Source organism: Arthrobacter sp. StoSoilB20, from assembly GCF_019977295.1.
Taxonomy (GTDB): domain Bacteria; phylum Actinomycetota; class Actinomycetes; order Actinomycetales; family Micrococcaceae; genus Arthrobacter; species Arthrobacter nicotinovorans_A.
The window spans coordinates 453,321-469,849 of record NZ_AP024651.1; the positions used below are offsets into that span (position 1 = coordinate 453,321).

Annotated in this window: 22 protein-coding genes; 13 read left to right on the top strand and 9 right to left on the bottom strand. The window is 63.1% G+C overall.

Annotated elements, in window-relative coordinates:
- Positions 1-5 precede the first annotated feature (5 nt).
- The 3 genes from LDN85_RS02155 to LDN85_RS02165 all read right to left on the bottom strand — a co-directional run bounded on the left by LDN85_RS02155 (position 6) and on the right by LDN85_RS02165 (position 2,048).
- Positions 6-413 (bottom strand): DUF6855 family protein, encoded by a 408-nt coding sequence (locus tag LDN85_RS02155; protein ID WP_223945409.1) that lies wholly within the window; start codon positions 411-413, stop codon positions 6-8.
- Between the two features lie 28 nt (positions 414-441).
- Positions 442-1,773 carry an MFS transporter gene (locus tag LDN85_RS02160; RefSeq protein WP_223944464.1) on the bottom strand — a complete coding sequence of 444 codons (1,332 nt, stop codon included), beginning with the start codon at positions 1,771-1,773 and terminating at the stop codon, positions 442-444.
- A gap of 107 nt (positions 1,774-1,880) precedes the next feature.
- Positions 1,881-2,048 (bottom strand): hypothetical protein, encoded by a 168-nt coding sequence (locus LDN85_RS02165; protein ID WP_223944465.1) that lies wholly within the window; start codon positions 2,046-2,048, stop codon positions 1,881-1,883.
- A gap of 199 nt (positions 2,049-2,247) precedes the next feature.
- Between LDN85_RS02165 and LDN85_RS02170 the strand changes: the two genes are divergently transcribed.
- From LDN85_RS02170 to LDN85_RS21965, 4 genes are all read left to right on the top strand, one after another.
- Positions 2,248-3,084 (top strand): hypothetical protein, encoded by an 837-nt coding sequence (locus LDN85_RS02170; RefSeq protein WP_091552664.1) that lies wholly within the window; start codon positions 2,248-2,250, stop codon positions 3,082-3,084.
- The gene (locus LDN85_RS02175) at positions 3,068-3,817 is read left to right on the top strand and encodes a 5-oxoprolinase subunit PxpA (protein WP_223944466.1); all 750 of its coding nucleotides are present in this window, start codon (positions 3,068-3,070) and stop codon (positions 3,815-3,817) included. The genes LDN85_RS02170 and LDN85_RS02175 overlap by 17 nt, the downstream gene beginning before the upstream one ends.
- Positions 3,818-3,871: 54 nt before the next feature.
- On the top strand, positions 3,872-4,705 hold the full coding sequence (locus LDN85_RS02180; RefSeq protein ID WP_223944467.1) for a biotin-dependent carboxyltransferase family protein: 834 nt from the start codon (positions 3,872-3,874) through the stop codon (positions 4,703-4,705).
- Between the two features lie 115 nt (positions 4,706-4,820).
- Complete coding sequence (locus LDN85_RS21965) at positions 4,821-6,005, top strand: Fic family protein (RefSeq protein WP_275966475.1); 1,185 nt, start codon at positions 4,821-4,823, stop codon at positions 6,003-6,005.
- Between the two features lie 14 nt (positions 6,006-6,019).
- Here the strand turns inward: LDN85_RS21965 and LDN85_RS02190 are convergent, their stop codons facing one another.
- Both LDN85_RS02190 and LDN85_RS02195 read right to left on the bottom strand, forming a co-directional pair.
- The gene (locus tag LDN85_RS02190) at positions 6,020-6,448 is read right to left on the bottom strand and encodes a VOC family protein (protein WP_223944468.1); all 429 of its coding nucleotides are present in this window, start codon (positions 6,446-6,448) and stop codon (positions 6,020-6,022) included.
- Between the two features lie 50 nt (positions 6,449-6,498).
- Complete coding sequence (locus tag LDN85_RS02195) at positions 6,499-7,908, bottom strand: DUF445 family protein (RefSeq protein ID WP_223944469.1); 1,410 nt, start codon at positions 7,906-7,908, stop codon at positions 6,499-6,501.
- 50 nt (positions 7,909-7,958) lie between these two features.
- On the opposite strand from LDN85_RS02195, the gene LDN85_RS02200 reads away from it, so the two are divergent.
- Genes LDN85_RS02200 through LDN85_RS02215 form a run of 4 tightly spaced genes read left to right on the top strand, consistent with a single transcriptional unit; the run spans position 7,959 to position 10,380 of the window.
- Complete coding sequence (locus LDN85_RS02200; RefSeq protein WP_223944470.1) at positions 7,959-8,846, top strand: glycerophosphodiester phosphodiesterase family protein; 888 nt, start codon at positions 7,959-7,961, stop codon at positions 8,844-8,846.
- A 36-nt stretch (positions 8,847-8,882) separates the two neighbouring features.
- Positions 8,883-9,317: a hypothetical protein gene (locus tag LDN85_RS02205; protein WP_026547445.1), complete on the top strand. Its 435-nt coding sequence runs from the start codon at positions 8,883-8,885 to the stop codon at positions 9,315-9,317.
- Positions 9,314-10,072 carry an AzlC family ABC transporter permease gene (locus LDN85_RS02210; protein WP_091552672.1) on the top strand — a complete coding sequence of 253 codons (759 nt, stop codon included), beginning with the start codon at positions 9,314-9,316 and terminating at the stop codon, positions 10,070-10,072. Before LDN85_RS02205 ends, LDN85_RS02210 begins: the two co-directional genes overlap by 4 nt.
- A complete protein-coding gene (locus LDN85_RS02215; protein ID WP_026542098.1) occupies positions 10,069-10,380 on the top strand; it encodes an AzlD domain-containing protein in 312 nt (103 codons plus the stop codon). The genes LDN85_RS02210 and LDN85_RS02215 overlap by 4 nt, the downstream gene beginning before the upstream one ends.
- 42 nt (positions 10,381-10,422) lie before the next feature.
- Here LDN85_RS02215 and LDN85_RS02220 read toward each other — a convergent pair whose 3' ends face one another.
- Both LDN85_RS02220 and LDN85_RS02225 read right to left on the bottom strand, forming a co-directional pair.
- On the bottom strand, positions 10,423-11,031 hold the full coding sequence (locus LDN85_RS02220) for a DUF5684 domain-containing protein (protein WP_223944471.1): 609 nt from the start codon (positions 11,029-11,031) through the stop codon (positions 10,423-10,425).
- 72 nt (positions 11,032-11,103) lie between these two features.
- Positions 11,104-11,733, bottom strand: coding sequence for a TetR/AcrR family transcriptional regulator (locus LDN85_RS02225; protein ID WP_026542097.1), 630 nt, complete (start codon positions 11,731-11,733; stop codon positions 11,104-11,106).
- A gap of 92 nt (positions 11,734-11,825) precedes the next feature.
- Between LDN85_RS02225 and LDN85_RS02230 the strand changes: the two genes are divergently transcribed.
- Positions 11,826-12,170, top strand: a complete 345-nt coding sequence (locus LDN85_RS02230; protein ID WP_223944472.1) for a thiamine-binding protein — start codon at positions 11,826-11,828, stop codon at positions 12,168-12,170.
- 61 nt (positions 12,171-12,231) lie between these two features.
- On the opposite strand, the gene LDN85_RS02235 is transcribed toward LDN85_RS02230, so the two are convergent.
- Both LDN85_RS02235 and LDN85_RS02240 read right to left on the bottom strand, forming a co-directional pair.
- Entirely contained in the window at positions 12,232-13,020 is a 789-nt protein-coding gene (locus LDN85_RS02235) for an oxidoreductase (protein WP_223944473.1), read from the bottom strand.
- A gap of 73 nt (positions 13,021-13,093) precedes the next feature.
- Positions 13,094-13,669, bottom strand: a complete 576-nt coding sequence (locus tag LDN85_RS02240) for a TetR/AcrR family transcriptional regulator (RefSeq protein WP_026542094.1) — start codon at positions 13,667-13,669, stop codon at positions 13,094-13,096.
- A 78-nt stretch (positions 13,670-13,747) separates the two neighbouring features.
- Here LDN85_RS02240 and LDN85_RS02245 point away from each other — a divergent pair, with 78 nt between their 5' ends.
- From LDN85_RS02245 to LDN85_RS02260, 4 genes are all read left to right on the top strand, one after another.
- On the top strand, positions 13,748-14,419 hold the full coding sequence (locus LDN85_RS02245) for an O-methyltransferase (RefSeq protein WP_223944474.1): 672 nt from the start codon (positions 13,748-13,750) through the stop codon (positions 14,417-14,419).
- Positions 14,420-14,422: 3 nt separating this feature from the next.
- Positions 14,423-14,938: an N-acetyltransferase gene (locus LDN85_RS02250; RefSeq protein WP_026542092.1), complete on the top strand. Its 516-nt coding sequence runs from the start codon at positions 14,423-14,425 to the stop codon at positions 14,936-14,938.
- A gap of 85 nt (positions 14,939-15,023) precedes the next feature.
- Positions 15,024-15,317, top strand: coding sequence for a BatC protein (locus tag LDN85_RS02255; protein WP_223944475.1), 294 nt, complete (start codon positions 15,024-15,026; stop codon positions 15,315-15,317).
- A gap of 41 nt (positions 15,318-15,358) precedes the next feature.
- Entirely contained in the window at positions 15,359-16,525 is a 1,167-nt protein-coding gene (locus LDN85_RS02260; RefSeq protein ID WP_223945410.1) for a cupin domain-containing protein, read from the top strand.
- The last annotated feature ends 4 nt before the right edge of the window (positions 16,526-16,529 follow it).

Sequence of the window (16,529 nt, forward strand, 5' to 3'; positions counted from 1 at the left end):
GAAAGCTACTGCGCGATGCCCCGCATGCTGTTGTTCCGCTTCTCATGCGTCAGCTCTGCCAGGCCGAGAGCCTCGAGCAGCGGCGGCATGTACATTCCGAAGCGGCCCCGGTAGCCCTTGCGCAGCCCGTACCAACCACCCACGGGGTTGTCCTCGCTGCGGCCCCACGCCTCCACCGTTCCGGCCGCGGCATCCTTGCCTTCGTCGGCGGCTCCCAGCGGTACCCAGTCGCCCTGTTCCATAAGCCAGGCATGGAGGTCATCGATCGCACGCAGTTGGTACAGCAGCTTGGTGGATCCAACCTGGCAGACAATGGCGGGGGGATCGGCAGCATCGTCCCTGTACATGGTGTAGTCGGAGGATCCCGGCGGAGTGGTGAGCTGCCAGGGATCGTCCTTGGTTCCTGCGGCCATGATGTGTCCTTTCGTGGTGGTGCCCACGCTACACAGCGTCGGGCTGGGTGTCTGCAGCTTCGTCAGGTGCGGCATCCGGGGTCAAAGGATTTCCGATCTCATCGGTCATCATGCGGGCTACGAAGAGCGCAACGAAAGCCATGAGGGGGCACACCAGGCCTCCGATGAGGAAGATCAGCCACAGGGGAACCACCTGGGCCATGGGTCCGGCGAGGGCCATGGAAACGGGCATCAGCGCCAGGGAGACAAAGAAGTCCAGGCTGGAAATCCTGCCGAGCAAGTGCCGCGGCACGCGCCGCTGCAGCAGCGTGCCCCAGATAACCGTTCCAATTCCTTCGGTGACCCCGAAGACGAGCATGGCGGCGCCGAGCATCCAGAAACAGTCCATGAAACCAATCGCGGCAACGGGCAGGCTTCCCAGGCCCCATGTCAGCACCATGACGGTCAGGTAGCGGCGGGGAAGGCGCAGGGACGCTGTTGCCAGGGCAGCGATGGCACTGCCAACCCCCATGATGGCCAGCAGGAAACCGAACATCCTGGAGTCCCCACCCAGTTGGTCCCGCACCACGAAGGGCAACAAAACCTCAATGGGCCCGATGAGGAACAGCACGGACAAGCATGCCCAGATCAGGGTCCACAGAAGCCAGGGCGTCCGGATGGTGTAGCTGAAACCTTCTGCGAGATCCTTGAACAGGGACGAATTTGCCGGGGCTCCACCTGGACCAACCATCCCGGCGGCTTCTGCGCCCAGCTGGACTGGAAACCCTGGGGTTTGCCGGCTCAGGAAGTTCACGATTCCAAACGCCAGCAAATGGCACATGGCAACCCCCGCGACGGCATGGGCGGGGGACAGGGAGGCCACCAGTATTCCGGCAAGCGCGGGGCCGGCTGCCTGTTGGAGGACAGGCCTCACGGTGCCCTCCAAACCGTTGGCGGCAAGGAGGTCGTCAGCGGGAAGGATCCGCGGAAGGATCGCCGAATAGGCAGGGAAGAAGAAGGCCTGCCCCACGCCGAGGACAAAAGCGCCGATGGCAAGATGCCAGAGTTGCAGGACATCGACCATGGCCAACGCCGCAATGGTGGCAATGACGGCCAGGTTGGCGCCCTCTACCGCGATGATCAGGAGCCGTTGCGGGAGCCTGTCCGCAGCGATGCCACCGGCCAGCACGAAAGCCACCAGGCCGACGCTGGCCGCAGTTGCCACCAGCGATAGTTCCAGCGGGCCGCCCCCGAGGTGGATGACCTCGTAGACCATGGCCACTGCCCACATGCCGGAGCCAAAAATGGAAATGGACAGCGCGGCAATCAACACCCTGAATTCCCTGTGCGCAAAGGGACGCAGCGCTCTCAACGCGGCCATTTCACCACCCTATGCCTGCGCGTGGATGCCGCGGAAGGCCCTCGTGCCGGTGGGCACGGGGTGGAGGGCACTCGTGCCGGTGGGCGCGGGGCGGAAGGAACCTGCGGTTATGAAGCGTCCGACGGCGGGGCGTCGCCGTCGTCGGTGTCCGCACCTTCCGCCGGGTTCTGGCTATGGAGGCCGGTATCGTGCGGAACCCAGCCCTCCGGCTGGCCCTCCGCAGGGGCGTCGGCGTGGCGCCTGGCAGCGTCGTCGTTCTTGTCCGGGGTGTTCATGGCGGATACTCCCTGTCCTTGCGTGGACTGCTTCCGTGAGTGCCCCCAGTCTACGCCGCACAATGGCTGGTGCGAGGTCAGCTGTGCGCGGAATAGTATCCACATAGGCCCCCGGCGAAGCCTCGTCCGCCTGGGGTGTGGCATAGGCTGAATCCAGTAGTTCCCCTTATGACGAACCAGCTGCCAAGGAGAGGTGAAGATGCCCAAGCGACCCAACCCGGCGGTGAAGATCGCCCAGGAGACAGCCCACAACGCTGTCTTCGATGAGCAAGGCAACACCAAGCCCGGCGTCCATAACGTCTTGTTGAAGGCAGTCGAGGTCCAGCGTCCTTTGGTCCTGGCCAACCTGCGCAGGCTGCAACGAAAGCACCCGCGTGACACCCCGGCCCAGCTCGCCGCGAAACTTGAGCGCCATTACTTGCTGGCAATCTCCGGTGGCGGCGCCGCAGTGGGTGCCACCGCCGTCGTCCCCGGCATCGGAACCGCGGCATCCCTGGGCCTTTCGGCGTTGGCTACCGTGGGCTTCCTGGAGACCACGGCCCTGTACGCGTCTTCACTGGCCGAGCTCCACGGCATCCGGCTTACCGATCCTGTGCGGGCGCAGACCATGGTCATGGCCATCATGCTGGGCGAGGAAGGCACGTCCATGCTCGGAGCTTTGAGCGGCCAATCGCTCGGCCGTGGCAAGGGCGTGACCAACGCGTGGGGCAGGACCCTTACCAAGAAGATCCCGGGAAGTGGATTCGGCGTCATTCGCGACTCCATCCAGCGGGCCTTCCTCAAGAACCTCGTGAAGCGCCAGGGAACTGCGTTCCTAGGCCGCGCCCTGCCTTTCGGCATCGGCGCAGTAGTGGGTGGTGGCGGCAACCTGATGATGGGCCGCGCCGTGGTGGCCACCGCCAAGGAAGCATTCGGCCCGCTGCCGGACACCGTCCCCGGTGAGCTGCTCCCCAACGCATCACAGACCTTGGCCGCTCCCGAAGCGGCACCGGAAACCCCCACGCTGGAAGGCGGTAACAGTGGACCTGAACGCTGACCTGGGAGAGTCCTTCGGATCGTGGACCATGGGCGATGATGCTTCGATGTTCCGCATCGTCAGCAGCGCCAATGTCGCTTGCGGGTTCCACGCCGGCGATCCCCTCACCATGCTGGACAGCTGCCGGGCAGCGTTTGAGCTGGATGTCCGGGTGGGAGCCCACGTGGGTTACCGGGACTTGGCGGGTTTCGGCCGGCGCTCATTGGACATGACGTTCGACGAACTTTTCGGCGATGTCTTGTACCAACTCGGCGCCCTGGACGGCATGGCCCACGCTGTGGGGGCATCGGTGGATTACGTGAAGCCACACGGGGCGTTGTACAACCGGATTGTCCATGACTCCGAGCAAGCGGAAGCCGTGGTGGCCGCCGTCCACGCGTACGATCCCGGGCTGCCCGTACTTGGCCTGCCGGGCTCTGAGTGGCTGAAATTCGCCGAGGAAGCAGGGCACCCGGTGTTCCGGGAAGCATTTGTGGACCGCGCCTATCTTCCCGACGGCACACTGGTGCCGCGCAGCCAGGAAGGTGCAGTTCTTCATGACCCCGCTGCCGTGGTGGCCCAAGCCGTGCGGCTGGCAACCCGCAAGGAAATCCTGGCCATCGACGGAACTGTTGTCCCGGTGGTGGCTGATTCTCTGTGCATTCACGGAGATACTCCGGGCGCCGTCAGCATGGCAGCTGCTGTCCGGGAAGGACTGGAGCAGGCAGGTGTACAGATAGAGGCGTTCGCTTAGGCCTGAGTCAGGGCGGGCCAGGTTCAGCGGGTTCTGAGGGAGGGGTTTGTTCGGATGGGCGCAGTGGTAGTGGCTTCCGGAATGTTGACGCTGGCCCTGGAACCCAATGAGGCCCTGGACCGGATGTCCATGCACTTGGCCAACGCCTTGCTGGGAAATCCCGACCATACCGCCGGACTCGAGGTCCTGTTGGGCGGTTTGAAGCTCCGGTTCGTGACAGGGTCCGCTGTGGCGGTCACTGGAGCCGACGGGGCCGTGACGCTCAACGGAGCAGAGTTTCCGCTGAACACAGCAGTCAGGGTAGCTCCCGGGGCAGTGCTGGAGTTCGGGCCGGCGCTGTTTGGGTTGCGTTACTACGTGGCGGTTCACGGTGGTGTGCAGGAAGCCAGTGAGGTGTTGTCCGCCGGTGCAGCCGTGACGTTCGGGAAGCCCCGCGGTCAGGCTCTCTCTGCCGGCAGGCAACCTGTAGTCACCCACCCTCCCGTCACCCACCCTGCCCGGCGGGCACTGGACCCGGAACGACCGGTTGTTGCCAGGGTTTCACGCGTGCCGAAAGACCCGCAGGCTCAAAATGTCGACGCCGGAACGTGGCTTCGGCTGACCACGGAACCGTGGACCCTCTCGCAGGAATCGGACCGCGTGGGTGCACGGCTTCTTGGCCGGCCGCTTGAGGTGGGTCAAACCGCCCCAGCTGCCAAAGCCCAAGCAGCCCATCCTCAACCGTTGGCCTTGGGCTCGGTGGTGCTGCCGCCGTCGGGCCTTCCCGTCATTGCGTTGGCCGGCCGTCCGGCAACGGCCAAATCGCCGGTGATCGCGCTGGTGCGTGACGAGGACCTGGACTTGATCGGCCAAGCAAGGCCAGGGCAGATGATGCACTTGCTCGGCTGAGAAAACGTGATGCCGATTTTCTCAGAATGGGGCCCTTCTGAGAATCGTCTATGGTGATTTTCTCAGTAAGAGCACTCTATGAGAAAATAGGGCAACATTATTCTCAAGGAGTGCCGTGAACAAGGAAACTGACTGGCCGCCCCTGACTTTTGAGCAGCGCTCGTGGACCACTGAGCCTGCCCCGGGCGTGTCGAGACAACAGCGTCTGCTCGCCAGAGGACCGTATGAGGCCGCCGTGCCGCCTGCTATCTCTGATCTGGATCCCGGTGTTGACTCTGCAACGCAATCCTTGGTTGAAACAGCCACGATGGAAATGGTTCGTTTCGATGCTGAACTGGGACAGGATTCCACGCCATTCGCTGCCTTGCTGCTGAGGAGCGAGTCCGCATCGAGTTCCCAGATCGAGAATTTGACGGCCGGCGCCCGAAAGATTGTGCTGGCGCAGTTGGGTGACAGGTCCAGTATCAATGCTTCTCTCGTGGCTTCCAACGTTGAGGCGATGCAGGCGGCCATCGCACTGTCCGAGGACCTCAGCGTGGACAATATCGGGGCGATGCACCACACTCTCCTATCCGCATCGGACAGGGTCATCGCGGGTGAATACCGGACCTCGCAGGTCTGGATTCGCGGAAACTCTCCCCATTCGGCCGAGTTCGTGCCGCCCCACCATGATCTGGTTCCTGGCGGTATGACCGACCTGGTGGAGTTCATGAAACGGGACGATATTCCCGCGCTGACCCAGGCGGCGGTGGCCCATGCCCAGTTCGAGACCATCCATCCATTCGCAGACGGCAATGGGCGTACAGGCAGGGCCATTGTCAGCGCACTGCTGCGTGCCAAAGGCGTCACCGAGAATGTCACGATCCCGGTGTCGTCAGGCCTCCTGACTGATACCCGCCTGTACTTCGATGCGTTGGGTGCGTACCGAATGGGTAATATCCTGCCCATTGTGCAGCGCTTCGCCGAGTCGGCATTGCTGGCCGTGGACAATGGCCGCCTGTTGGCTGCTGACATCAAAGCTGTCCAGTCCGAGTTTCGAACCAGGGTTGGGCCGGCACGGGACTCAGTATTGAAGGTCTTGGCGTTGCTGCCGCGGGAGCCGGCGATCACTGCGGAAATGGCCGCTGAATACGCAGGAGTATCAACGGCAACCGCATATCGGGCTGTGCAACGGCTCCAAGAGGCTGGAGTATTGAGCCCTGCCGGTAGAGTGCGCGGAGTCCGGGCATGGATCGCCAGCGACATCGTTGCAGCGCTGGACGATTTCGCTGCAAGGGCTGGGCGTCGGATCCGGCCCTGAACGCAGGATTCGCTTTAGAGCTTCTGCGCGAGCATGACCAGGATCCCGCTGGGGCCGCGGAGGTAGGTGAGCTTGTAAACGCTCTGGTAGTTCGCCACGCCGCGCAATGGGTAGCACCCGTGTTGTGCGGCGATGTCCAGGGCTTGATCGATGTCATCCACCGAGAAAGCCACCCTGTGCATGCCGATCTCGTTGGGAAGCGTGGGGTTTGTCTCGATCGCGTCAGGGTGGATGTACTCGAAGAGTTCCAGTTGCCCATTGCCGTCCGGAGTTTGGAGCACGGCGATTTTTGCGTGGTTTCCATCCAGGCCCACTGCGGTGGCTGCCCATTCACCACTGACCGTGTCCCGGCCAAGGACCGTCAGGCCGAGGTCGGTGAAAAAGGAGATGGTTTCTTCCAGGTCCCGGACCGCAATACCAACGTTTTCAAGTTTGATGGGCATGCGTTGAAGGTACCAAGGCTCGCAGGATAGCTCCAGTACCGCGGATGCTGCTAGCCAAACAGCAGGTGTGCCACCGTGAAGATCGCCAGCCCGGCCAAGGCGCCCACTACAGTGCCGTTGATGCGGATGTACTGAAGGTCCTTGCCCACCTGCAGTTCGATCTTCTGGGACGTCTCTTCGGCATCCCAACGCGCCACGGTGTCAGAGATGACCCCTGCGATGTCCGAGCGGTAGGTGTTTACCAGGTAGCCTGCGGCGTCTCCGATCCACGCGTTGACCTTTCCGGCCAGTTCGTCGTCGTTGACCAGCCGCGTACCGAAGTCACGGACGGCACCCTTGAAGCGCTGGCTCAGTTCACTGTCGGGATCATCGACGGCGTTGAGCAGCGCAGTCTTGACGGTTCCCCAGGTGCGGGATGCCAACTCGCGGACCTCGGGATCACCAAGGATCTGGGCTTTGATGCTCTCGGCGCGCTCAATCATGGCGGGATCGTGTTGCAGGTCCTGGGCCAGATCCGTGAGGTAGGCATCGATCGACTGCCGCACCTGATGGTTCTGGTCCGACTGGACGGCGCGGACGAATTTGGAGAGTTCCACGTACACCCTGTCACCCACCAGACCGTCCACGAATGTCGGGACCCACAAAGGAGAACGGTCCGAGACGAGCCTGTTCACCGTGGCATGGTTGGCCTCCACCCAATCGGCGGCCCGGTCAACCAACAGGTCAACCAACGTGTGGTGGTGCCCGTCGGCGAAGATCCGTTCAGCCATCCTGCCCACGGGCGGTCCCCACGGCGGAGTGAGTAGATGCTTGCGGACCATTCCTTCGATGACTGCCTGCACGTCGTCGTCGTTCAGTACGGTGAACGCGCCACGGATGATCGCGCCGCCTTCCTTGGCAACGCGTTCGGCTCCACCGGGCGCCGACAACCAGGTGCCCGCCTTCCGGGCAATATCAATGCTGGCCAACTTGTCCTGCACAACCTCCTGGGAGAGGAAGTTGCTCTCCACAAAGTCACTGAGTGATTCACCAATCTGGTCCTTGCGGCGCGGGATGATGGCCGTGTGCGGGATCTTCAGGCCCATGGGGTACTTGAAGAGGGCAGTCACGGCGAACCAGTCGGCCAACGCGCCCACCATGCCACCTTCGGCTGCCGCACGAACATATTCCAGCCACGGGAACTGCTTCTGGAACGCAAACGCCACGGTAAAGATCACCGCCATGCCGATCAGCAACGCCAAGGCCAACCGCTTCATCCGGCGCAGCGCGGCCGCCTTTTCCAGGTCACCTGTTGAGAGGTCGACGACGGCGGAATCGCCCCTGGCGCGACCGGAACCTGCGCGACCGGAACCTCCGCGTGCAGAACCTGGGCTGTTCGAGCCTGCCGAACGCGACTGGTCCGGCATCTGTTGGGGGTTGGTGAGGTCTTCAGTTGGGATTTGTTCAGAGTTCACCTGCATGAGCCCAGCGTAGCCCCCGAAGATGCAGCGAGGTGGGCTACCGTGTTTGCATGACCAGCGACGACTTCGCCCCGGGCCGGCCCAAGGTCTATGCCCACCGCGGCGCCAGTGCGGCCTACGCCGAGCACACGCGGGCTGCCTATTTGCAGGCCATTGCCGACGGCGCCGACGGTGTGGAGTGCGATGTCCACCTGACCCGCGACCAGCACGTGGTGCTGCTCCATGATGCAGACCTTGACCGGACGTCCACCGGAACCGGCCCGGTAGCCGAGCACACTTTGGAAGAGCTCCGGTCCCTGGATTTCTCCTCCTGGAAGGGTGCCCGCATTCCGGAGGCGTACGGGGGAGTGTCCGATCAATTCCTGACGTTGCCTGAATTGTTGGACATCCTGCGGGGTGCGGGCCGGGAGATCGGTTTGGCGATCGAACTCAAGCACCCAAGCCCGTATCGGCTCAAGCTCGAGGACAGGGTGTTGGCCCTGCTGGAAGAAGAAGGCTGGACCCCGGAGGACTCACGGTTGGAGAACATCAGGATCTCCTTTATGAGCTTTGATACCGATTCCGTCCAGCGGCTGCTCCGCAGCGTCCCCAAGGAGTACATCTGCCAATTGGTGGACGACTTCACAGTCAAAGAGTTGCGGGAGGAACTTGGGCTGGGCTTCCTGACTGGCAGCGCGGTGGCCAACGTCATGCGGGCCACGCAGCTCGAGGCTGAACGTGTTCTGGATGAAGGCGAAGTGGTCATTGCAGGCCCGGGAATCGACTACATCAGGGAGCACGCACGCAACGTCCAACGGTGGTTGGATGCCGGACGTATATTCCGAGTGTGGACTGTCGATTCGGAAAAGGATGTGGCCTTGTGCCAGGGCCTCGGCATCCACGAGATCACCACCAACAAGCCGGCGCAGGTACTCAAACAGTTGATGGTATCGAGCTGACTTTGGGGGCCACCGCGCTTGTGATTGAGTGGTCACATGTCATTTCGCTGGTCAGCACAAGCAACCCGAACCACGTCCGCAGTAGCTTTGAGCGCCCTGCTCCTGGCCAGCGCCGCGAAGCATTTCCGCACGCCTAAGTTCTACTACCCGGTGGTCCCCGACTACTTGTGCCGCAAGGACGAGCCTGGAAGCCGCCCAAACGGTCCCCTTGCCGTGATGTCCCGCGAGGAATGGGTAGCCTCCTCGGGCCTGATCGAGGCCGCTGTTGCCATAGGACTCCTGGTCCCCGCCACGCGGCGGGCCGCGGCAGATGCCACCACGGCAATGTTCACGGCATTTCTTGCAGGGCATATTGACGCGCTTCGTCGCGCCTATGGCCCCAACGGAACGGCGGCCGAACGGCGTATCCACACTGTCCGCCTGCCCTTGCAGATTCCGCTGATCCTGTGGTCCTGGAGTCTTAGGAAATGAGCGGCAGTGCCGCTCCCATGAAGCTGAGGGAGTCACCTGCGTTCAAGGTGGCCGTGTCCTTGAGTATCGCCACAGGTCTTTACGGGGTGTCTTTTGGTGCCCTGTCCGTGGCATCCGGGTTCGACTTTTGGCAAACCATGGTGCTGAGCCTGTTGCTGTTCAGCGGTGGATCGCAGTTTGCCTTCATCGGTGTGGTGGCCGGTGGCGGTTCCGGGGTGGCGGCCATGACGGCCAGCGCCCTGTTGGGCCTGCGCAACGGCATCTACGGTATGCAGATCAACGCCATGCTCCGCCCGGCCGGCTGGAAACGCTACGTCTCCGCGCACGTCACCATCGACGAATCAACCGCGACGGCGTCCGGCCAGTCCGATCCCGATGAGCAACGACGCGGCTTCTGGACCGCCGGAATCGGTATATTCATTCTCTGGAATATCTTCACCGCCATCGGCGCGTTGGCCGGGGATGCCATGGGTGATCCCAAGCAATGGGGTTTGGACGGAGCCGCAGTAGCAGCATTCCTGGCTTTGTTGTGGCCGCGATTGAAAGGCCGGGAACCCTGGGCGATCGCTGCTGCGTGCGCCTTGGCAACCATCCTGGCCGTGCCCTTTGTCCCCTCGGGCGTCCCCATCCTGGTGGCAGCGGTAGTGGCCGGTGTCATCGGATGGTTCAGCCACGCACGCGTTGACGAAGGGCTGGAGCCGGACCTGGATCCTTACGCAGCAAGGCGACACCACGATCATGGGGACAGCAAATGAGCCTGTGGCTTTGGATCCTGATTGCCTGCGTACTGGCCTACCTCACCAAATTGGTGGGCTACTTCGTGCCCGCCAAGCTGTTGGAGAGTCCACGCATCATGCATGTGGCCGGAACCATGACCATCGGACTGCTGGCGTCCCTGACAGTTGTCAATGCCGTTGCTTCGGGCCAGGGCCTCGTCCTTGACGCCCGCATCGGCGCCTTGGTGGCGGCCGCCGTCGCGCTGTGGCTTAGGGCACCGTTCCTGGTGGTGGTCATCTCGGGCGCTGCTGCAGCGGCGCTCCTCAGGTTGCTCGGGTGGGGTTAGAGCGCTGCTGGGCGGAGGTATTGCTGGGCCCGCCGTTGCTGGCTAGCGGTACTGCTGGCCATCCGGCTGCTGGGCCGGCGGTTGCTGGCCACTGAACTGCTGGGCGTTGAACGGCTGACCGTTGTACTGCTGGGCTGGCGGTTGCGCATATCCCTGCGCGTACCCCTGCGGAGCCGGCTGCGCGTACGGCTGGCCGTAACCCTGCCCGTAGCCTTGCCCATAAGCCTGCGGGTAAGCCACGAACTGCCGTCCGGCTGCCGGTCCCAAGTACGGCGCTGAACCATAGGACAGCATGGGTACGAAGACCACGGGCAGCAGGACCAGCCCCACGGTATATCCGGCGTCCTTGCCGAATGACTTGGAGAGATCGTGCAGGGCCACGATGCCGAAGTAGATTCCGGCGAACGGGATGAGGGTCAACAGGAACCAGTACCAGGGGCGACCTGCGATTTCCATGAGCTTGATGCTGTTGTAGACCGGAACAAAAGCTGCCCAGGCTGGACGCCCTGCTTTGGTGAACATTCCCATGTAGAGCACGCCAACGATCGCGAAGACCACTGCGAAGTAAATGACCATGAGCAGCAGGACAAGGCCTGCTGCTGCGGCGGACTCGGAACCGCTGGATGAGTATGAGCTCAAGGGAATAACCATGCGTTCGAGCCTAGTGCCCTGACGAGGCTTTCGCGATGGGCAGGACTCACCATGCTGAGCCCGCCTTTGCTGTCAGGGAGCTTCTGTCAGCGTGACGCCGGGGATGCCGGACTGCTCCGGCAGCGGCCGGGACGGACGCTCGCTCCGGATGGCATCTTCGATCAGGGCCACAGGACGCTTCCATGCAGCGGAGCCAGGCTCCATGGTGTCAACGGCACCAATCAACATGGCTACCAGCCGGACCATATCCTCAATGGTGATATCGCGCCGCAAGGAACCTTGGCCTTGTCCGCGCTCCAGCAGTGTGGCCATGGAGCCGATGATGCCACGGGTGATGCCGATCAGCAGGCCCCTGCGGCCTGCGACGGCGTCAAGGAGGTTGGCGTCTTCGCTGGCAACCTGCATCACGGCGTCGATGACGTTGATGAGTCCTTCTGCCGCATCCATGCCGTCCAGGGCGGCAGTGGCGACGGGGTCCACGTGCAGGCGCAGCTGGCGGGACAAGGCTGCGAGGACCAGCTGCTCTTTGTCCGAGAAGTTGCGGAACAGCGTTGCGGGGCCAACTCCGGCAGTGGCTGCAATGGTCTGCAAGGGCACTTCGGGTCCGTGTTCCCGGAAGCACTGCCGGGCGGCGGTGATGATTTTGTCCACATTGCGTGCGGCGTCTGCCCTGAGGGGCTTGCGTTCAGAGGGCTGTTCCATGCTTGTCAGGGTAGCAACGGAGCGTCGAAGGCCTCTTGTTACGCGGGAGTAGGCCGTTATATGACAAACCAGTACGTGAAACACTGGATTTTATGTTGCTTGCCTTCTCAGTCGCCCCTTCGGGCCAGCCCGCATCCGCCGCCAACGGCGGACCCACCCCCGACGCTTCGGTCCACGACGCCGTCGCTGCCGCCGTCAAGATCGTCCGCGAGTCCGGACTGCCCAACCAGACCGACTCCATGTTCACCACGATCGAAGGCGAATGGGACGAGGTGTTCGACGTCGTCAAGCGCGCCACCGAAGCAGTGGGCCGCTACGGCAGCCGTGTCTCCCTGGTGATCAAGGCTGACATCCGGCCCGGGTACAGCGGCGAACTGACCGGCAAGGTGGAGCGGCTCGAAGAGGCGATCGCCGGTCCGGGAGAGGAAAACATGTAGTTCGCCGTGAACATCGCATGATGCCGTGTCACCGCGCCACGGCATCATGCGGGCACGTGTTTCAACTGGTCTTGATTGTCCCGCCGTCGATGACCAGGTCCGCGCCAGTGATGCTGTTCGCAATTGGTGAGGCCAGAAACGTGATGAACGCCGCCACGTCTTCCGGTTCCGCAATGCGCCCGGAGGCAACGCCGAACGTCGCTGGCATTGCTTCGAGGAATTCTTCGTGGGTTGCCCCGTACATTTCGGCGACCCTTGCTCCGAATCCATCGGAATCACGCCAAAGCCCAGTGCCCACGGGGCCAGGCGAGACTGTGTTCACCCGTACCCCCTGCGGTCCGAATTCTTCGCTGAGCCGTTTGCTGAAGGCTGTCAGGGCGGCCTTGGCCTCGCTGTATCCGACCGGGCCAGTGGAAGGGATGCGCGCATTGATTGATGAGACGTTGACGATGACGCCTTGGTGTTCCACGATGCTTGGCAGGGCAGCGCGTGAGGTCCGTACTGCGCTGAGCAGGTTGAGGTCCAGCAATCTCTGCCACTGATCCTCGTCGGCATCGAGGAATCCGCCCAGCTTCAAGCTGTTGGCGTCCCCGGCGCCTACGTTGTTGACCAGGATGTCCACCCTGCCCTCTTTGGCCAAGGCCATATCGATCAACTCCTGGGCTCCGGTCCTCGTGGACAGGTCGACAGAGACGCCAAGGCTGCACACCTCCCGAAGTTCGGGGCTGATGGTGCGGGCCGCCCCGACTACCCGGACACCCTCCGATGCCAATGCCCGTGCCGTAGCCAGCCCGATGCCACGACTCGCGCCAGTGACAACAGCAACTTTCCCGTTGAGTGAGTAATCCATGCACCTATCCTTTTCTGGAACAGTTGGTCAAAAATTAGCGTAAATTTCAGCAGATTTTGCTTTGCCGTGAGAACTAGAGGACCGCCAGGGCGGTGTCGATGACGCGATGGAGAGTTGGTGCGTCGTGCGTCATGGCCATCACTCGAAGGCCGGCCAGGGTTGTGGCCAGATGCTCGGCCAAGGCCTGCGCGTCTCGGTCGGGGGAAATGTCTCCCTTGAGCTGGCCGCTTTGGATTCGAGCAGCAAACCATCCGGTCGATTCGTCCTGCATCAGCCGGAGCTTGCCCGCCAGCGCCGGATCCTGCCCGGCGAGCTCTACTGCAGTATTGCCGATCAGGCACCCGCGGGGATGGGCCTGCGCCAGGTCATTGTCAACGATCGTGCGAAGGGCCGCGCGAAGACACTCCTTGGTGGTTCCGGGGTGCTCCAGCAACTCCTGGGCCATGCGCATCATCTGGTCTTGGTACAGGGTGAGGCAACGGTCGAAGAGATCCCGCTTGCTCGTGAAAGCGTTGTAGAGGCTCCCCTTGGCAATGCCGGTGGCTTCGGCGAGTTTTGCGGGCGACGTTGCCGCATAGCCGTGGGTCCAAAACGCGTCCATGGCGTCGGAGATCACTTTTTCGTCGTCGAAGCTTCTTGGCCGGCCCATGTCCGCAGCCTAGGCCATTTTTGACCAGCGGGTCAAAAAGGGTTTCCTGCCGAAGCCGCCAGTGCAAGACTGGGGGCCATGATTGAACACGTGACAGAGCCTGGTTGGGTTGACGTCGAGCGTTACTTGACCGACGTCGTCGTGCGTCCTGAACCTGCACATCGGCGCGCCCTGACGTCCGCGGTAGAGGCCGGTATGCCGGCGATTGAAGTGGCACCCAATGCGGGCAAGCTGCTCAGGATGCTCGTGCAGGTCTCTGGGGCCAGGCGTGTGCTGGAGATTGGGACATTGGCAGGTTTCAGCAGCATCTGGATGGCACAGGGACTGCCCGACGACGGTCGGATTGTCACCTGCGAATTCCTCCGCAAGCACGCCGATGTTGCGCGCGCCAACGTCGATGCTGCCGGGGTAGGGCACAAGGTGGACATCCGCGTGGGCGCCGCGCTGGACACGCTTCCCGCGCTGGCCGGGCAGGAATCGTTCGACTTCGTCTTCATTGACGCTGACAAGGAGAATGACGCCAACTACCTCGACTGGGCCATCCGGCTGGGACATCCCGGCACCGTGATTGTGGTGGATAACGTCATCTGGGACGGTGCCATCCTTGAACCTGGACGGGACGAGGTGAACGCGCCTGGCATCGTGAAGGTCTTGGAAATGATGGGCCAGGATCCGCGCTTGGACGCCACTGCCATCCAGACCGTGGGCAGCAAGGGCTGGGATGGATTCGCGATCGCGAGGGTCAGGTAGCGCATGGATTTCACGCTTCGCCCAGCCACGGTGGACGACGCCGAGGCCATGGCGCTCATGCATGTCCAATCGTGGCGCGAAAGCTACGGGCACCTGCTGCCTCCCGAGTTCTTTGAAAAACAGGAAGCGGCGCTGCCCGACCGCATCCGGCGCTACCGGGACTACATCGCTGCGGGGCACACCCGGATGTTGGCCCACGACCCCGACGGTTTCCTGGTTGGCCTCGGCGCCGCGGGCCCGGGCAGGGATGAGGACAGCCCCTGTGGGACCGAACTGTTCATGCTCTACACCCTGGAGCGAATCCACGGCAGGGGAGTCGGGCAGTCACTGGTGGATGCCCTGATCGGCGATGGTCCGGCATACCTATGGGTTCTGGACGACAACCCCCGCGCCCAGGCCTTTTACCGGCGCAACGGATTTGTGCCGGACGGAAAGCGGCAGCTGTGTGACCCATCCTGGTACTCACTGCCGGAGCATCGGATGGTCCGTCCCGGGCTGCAGCAAGTTCCCGCCCACTGAACTGTTCCCAGAGCCGACTCATCTGGATAGGGTGATCACGGGCGGTGTCGACGAGGTCCGCCCGGTCCGATTCCCGGGAGGAAGCATGTCTATTCCAGAGCAGGATCCAAGCCAGCAGGAAGGCCCCGCGGACGGTGGCGCGGACGGCGTCCCCGGTACCCATGACGGTGGTGCCGACGGCGGCGCTGGCACTCATGACGGTGGTGCCGACGGTGGTGCCGATGGTGGAGCTGACGGTGGTGCCGAAGGCCCCGCAGACGGTGGCGCGGACGGCGTCCCCGGTACTCATGACGGCGGTGCGGACGGTGGTGCTGATGGCGGTGCCGATGGTGGAGCTGACGGTGGTGCCGACGGCGGCGCCGGGCAGCAAGGCAGCTGAATTTGAGCGCTGCCAATACTGATTTCCAGGACCCCGGTGCGGTGAAAGGCGGCGGGGTCCTGGAAACACGTTTGATCGATGTCGGCCGGGAGCAGTTCGCCAGTGATGTCTGGGGGCGGACGGCCTTGCTGACCAGGGGTGTCAGTGATTTCGCCGATGTGTTCTCAAGCAGCGCCGTTGACGAGCTGATTTCACGCCGCGGGCTCCGGACACCGTTCCTGCGTGTCGCCAAGGGAGGATCCACCCTTCCCGAGTCCTCCTTCACTTCGCAGGCGGGGGTGGGCGCCACCATTTCCGATCAACTCGACGACACCGCGTTGTGGCGCAAATTCGCTGACGGGGCTACTTTGGTCCTGCAGGCCCTGCATCGCACGTGGGATCCGGTGGCGACTTTCAGTTCGCGGCTAAGTACCGAGCTCGGCCATCCTGTGCAGGCCAACGCCTACATCACGCCGCCGCAGAACCGCGGTTTCGATGACCACTACGACGTCCATGACGTTTTCGTGCTGCAGATCGAGGGAACCAAGCGCTGGATCATCCATGAACCGGTCCATGAGGACCCTTTGCGCAGCCAACCCTGGACCGATCGCAGCGACGCGGTGGCCCAGGCCGCCAAGGGTGAGGCGTACATAGACACGATCCTGGAACCCGGTGATGTCCTGTATCTGCCCCGAGGCTGGTTGCACGCCGCGCAGGCCCAAGGCAAAGTCTCCATCCATCTCACACTGGGAGTCCATAACTGGACCCGCCATGCCTTGGCCGAACACTTGGCGCAGGCCGCGCTCGCAGCGTTGGGTGAGGATCCCGCCATGCGCCGATCTTTGCCTTTGGGTGTGGGCGGGCCCGAAGAAGAGATCGCTGCTGTTCGCGAACGGCTCGCCGCTGCTGTCATGGAAGCGGACACCACGTCCCTTTTCCACCGCACCCGGAGGGGACAAGGACGCCCTGCCCCGCTTGGTCCGGTGGCCCAGCTCGCGGCCATCGAGCGCTTGGGGCCGGAGTCGGTGGTGCGGCTTCGGGAAGCACTGGAAGCACGGCTTGAGGGCTCACGCCTCACTACCCGGGTAGGGTGGCTCGATTTCCATGATGACCACCTGTCATCGGTGCGGCGCCTGCTGGAGGGCGGGGACCACATTGCGGCTGATCTTGGCGTAGAACTCGTCGAAAGGCTGTTGCGCGCAGGCGTTCTCATCCCCGTTGAGCCGTGACGTC

Coding starts and splice junctions, on each gene's coding strand:
- LDN85_RS02155 (WP_223945409.1), bottom strand. CDS start 413: ATGGCCGCAGGAACCAAGGACGATCCCTGGCAGCTCACCACTCCGCCG.
- LDN85_RS02160 (WP_223944464.1), bottom strand. CDS start 1,773: ATGGCCGCGTTGAGAGCGCTGCGTCCCTTTGCGCACAGGGAATTCAGG.
- LDN85_RS02165 (WP_223944465.1), bottom strand. CDS start 2,048: ATGAACACCCCGGACAAGAACGACGACGCTGCCAGGCGCCACGCCGAC.
- LDN85_RS02170 (WP_091552664.1), top strand. CDS start 2,248: ATGCCCAAGCGACCCAACCCGGCGGTGAAGATCGCCCAGGAGACAGCC.
- LDN85_RS02180 (WP_223944467.1), top strand. CDS start 3,872: ATGGGCGCAGTGGTAGTGGCTTCCGGAATGTTGACGCTGGCCCTGGAA.
- LDN85_RS02190 (WP_223944468.1), bottom strand. CDS start 6,448: ATGCCCATCAAACTTGAAAACGTTGGTATTGCGGTCCGGGACCTGGAA.
- LDN85_RS02195 (WP_223944469.1), bottom strand. CDS start 7,908: ATGCAGGTGAACTCTGAACAAATCCCAACTGAAGACCTCACCAACCCC.
- LDN85_RS02200 (WP_223944470.1), top strand. CDS start 7,959: ATGACCAGCGACGACTTCGCCCCGGGCCGGCCCAAGGTCTATGCCCAC.
- LDN85_RS02205 (WP_026547445.1), top strand. CDS start 8,883: ATGTCATTTCGCTGGTCAGCACAAGCAACCCGAACCACGTCCGCAGTA.
- LDN85_RS02210 (WP_091552672.1), top strand. CDS start 9,314: ATGAGCGGCAGTGCCGCTCCCATGAAGCTGAGGGAGTCACCTGCGTTC.
- LDN85_RS02215 (WP_026542098.1), top strand. CDS start 10,069: ATGAGCCTGTGGCTTTGGATCCTGATTGCCTGCGTACTGGCCTACCTC.
- LDN85_RS02220 (WP_223944471.1), bottom strand. CDS start 11,031: ATGGTTATTCCCTTGAGCTCATACTCATCCAGCGGTTCCGAGTCCGCC.
- LDN85_RS02225 (WP_026542097.1), bottom strand. CDS start 11,733: ATGGAACAGCCCTCTGAACGCAAGCCCCTCAGGGCAGACGCCGCACGC.
- LDN85_RS02230 (WP_223944472.1), top strand. CDS start 11,826: ATGTTGCTTGCCTTCTCAGTCGCCCCTTCGGGCCAGCCCGCATCCGCC.
- LDN85_RS02235 (WP_223944473.1), bottom strand. CDS start 13,020: ATGGATTACTCACTCAACGGGAAAGTTGCTGTTGTCACTGGCGCGAGT.
- LDN85_RS02240 (WP_026542094.1), bottom strand. CDS start 13,669: ATGGGCCGGCCAAGAAGCTTCGACGACGAAAAAGTGATCTCCGACGCC.
- LDN85_RS02245 (WP_223944474.1), top strand. CDS start 13,748: ATGATTGAACACGTGACAGAGCCTGGTTGGGTTGACGTCGAGCGTTAC.
- LDN85_RS02250 (WP_026542092.1), top strand. CDS start 14,423: ATGGATTTCACGCTTCGCCCAGCCACGGTGGACGACGCCGAGGCCATG.
- LDN85_RS02255 (WP_223944475.1), top strand. CDS start 15,024: ATGTCTATTCCAGAGCAGGATCCAAGCCAGCAGGAAGGCCCCGCGGAC.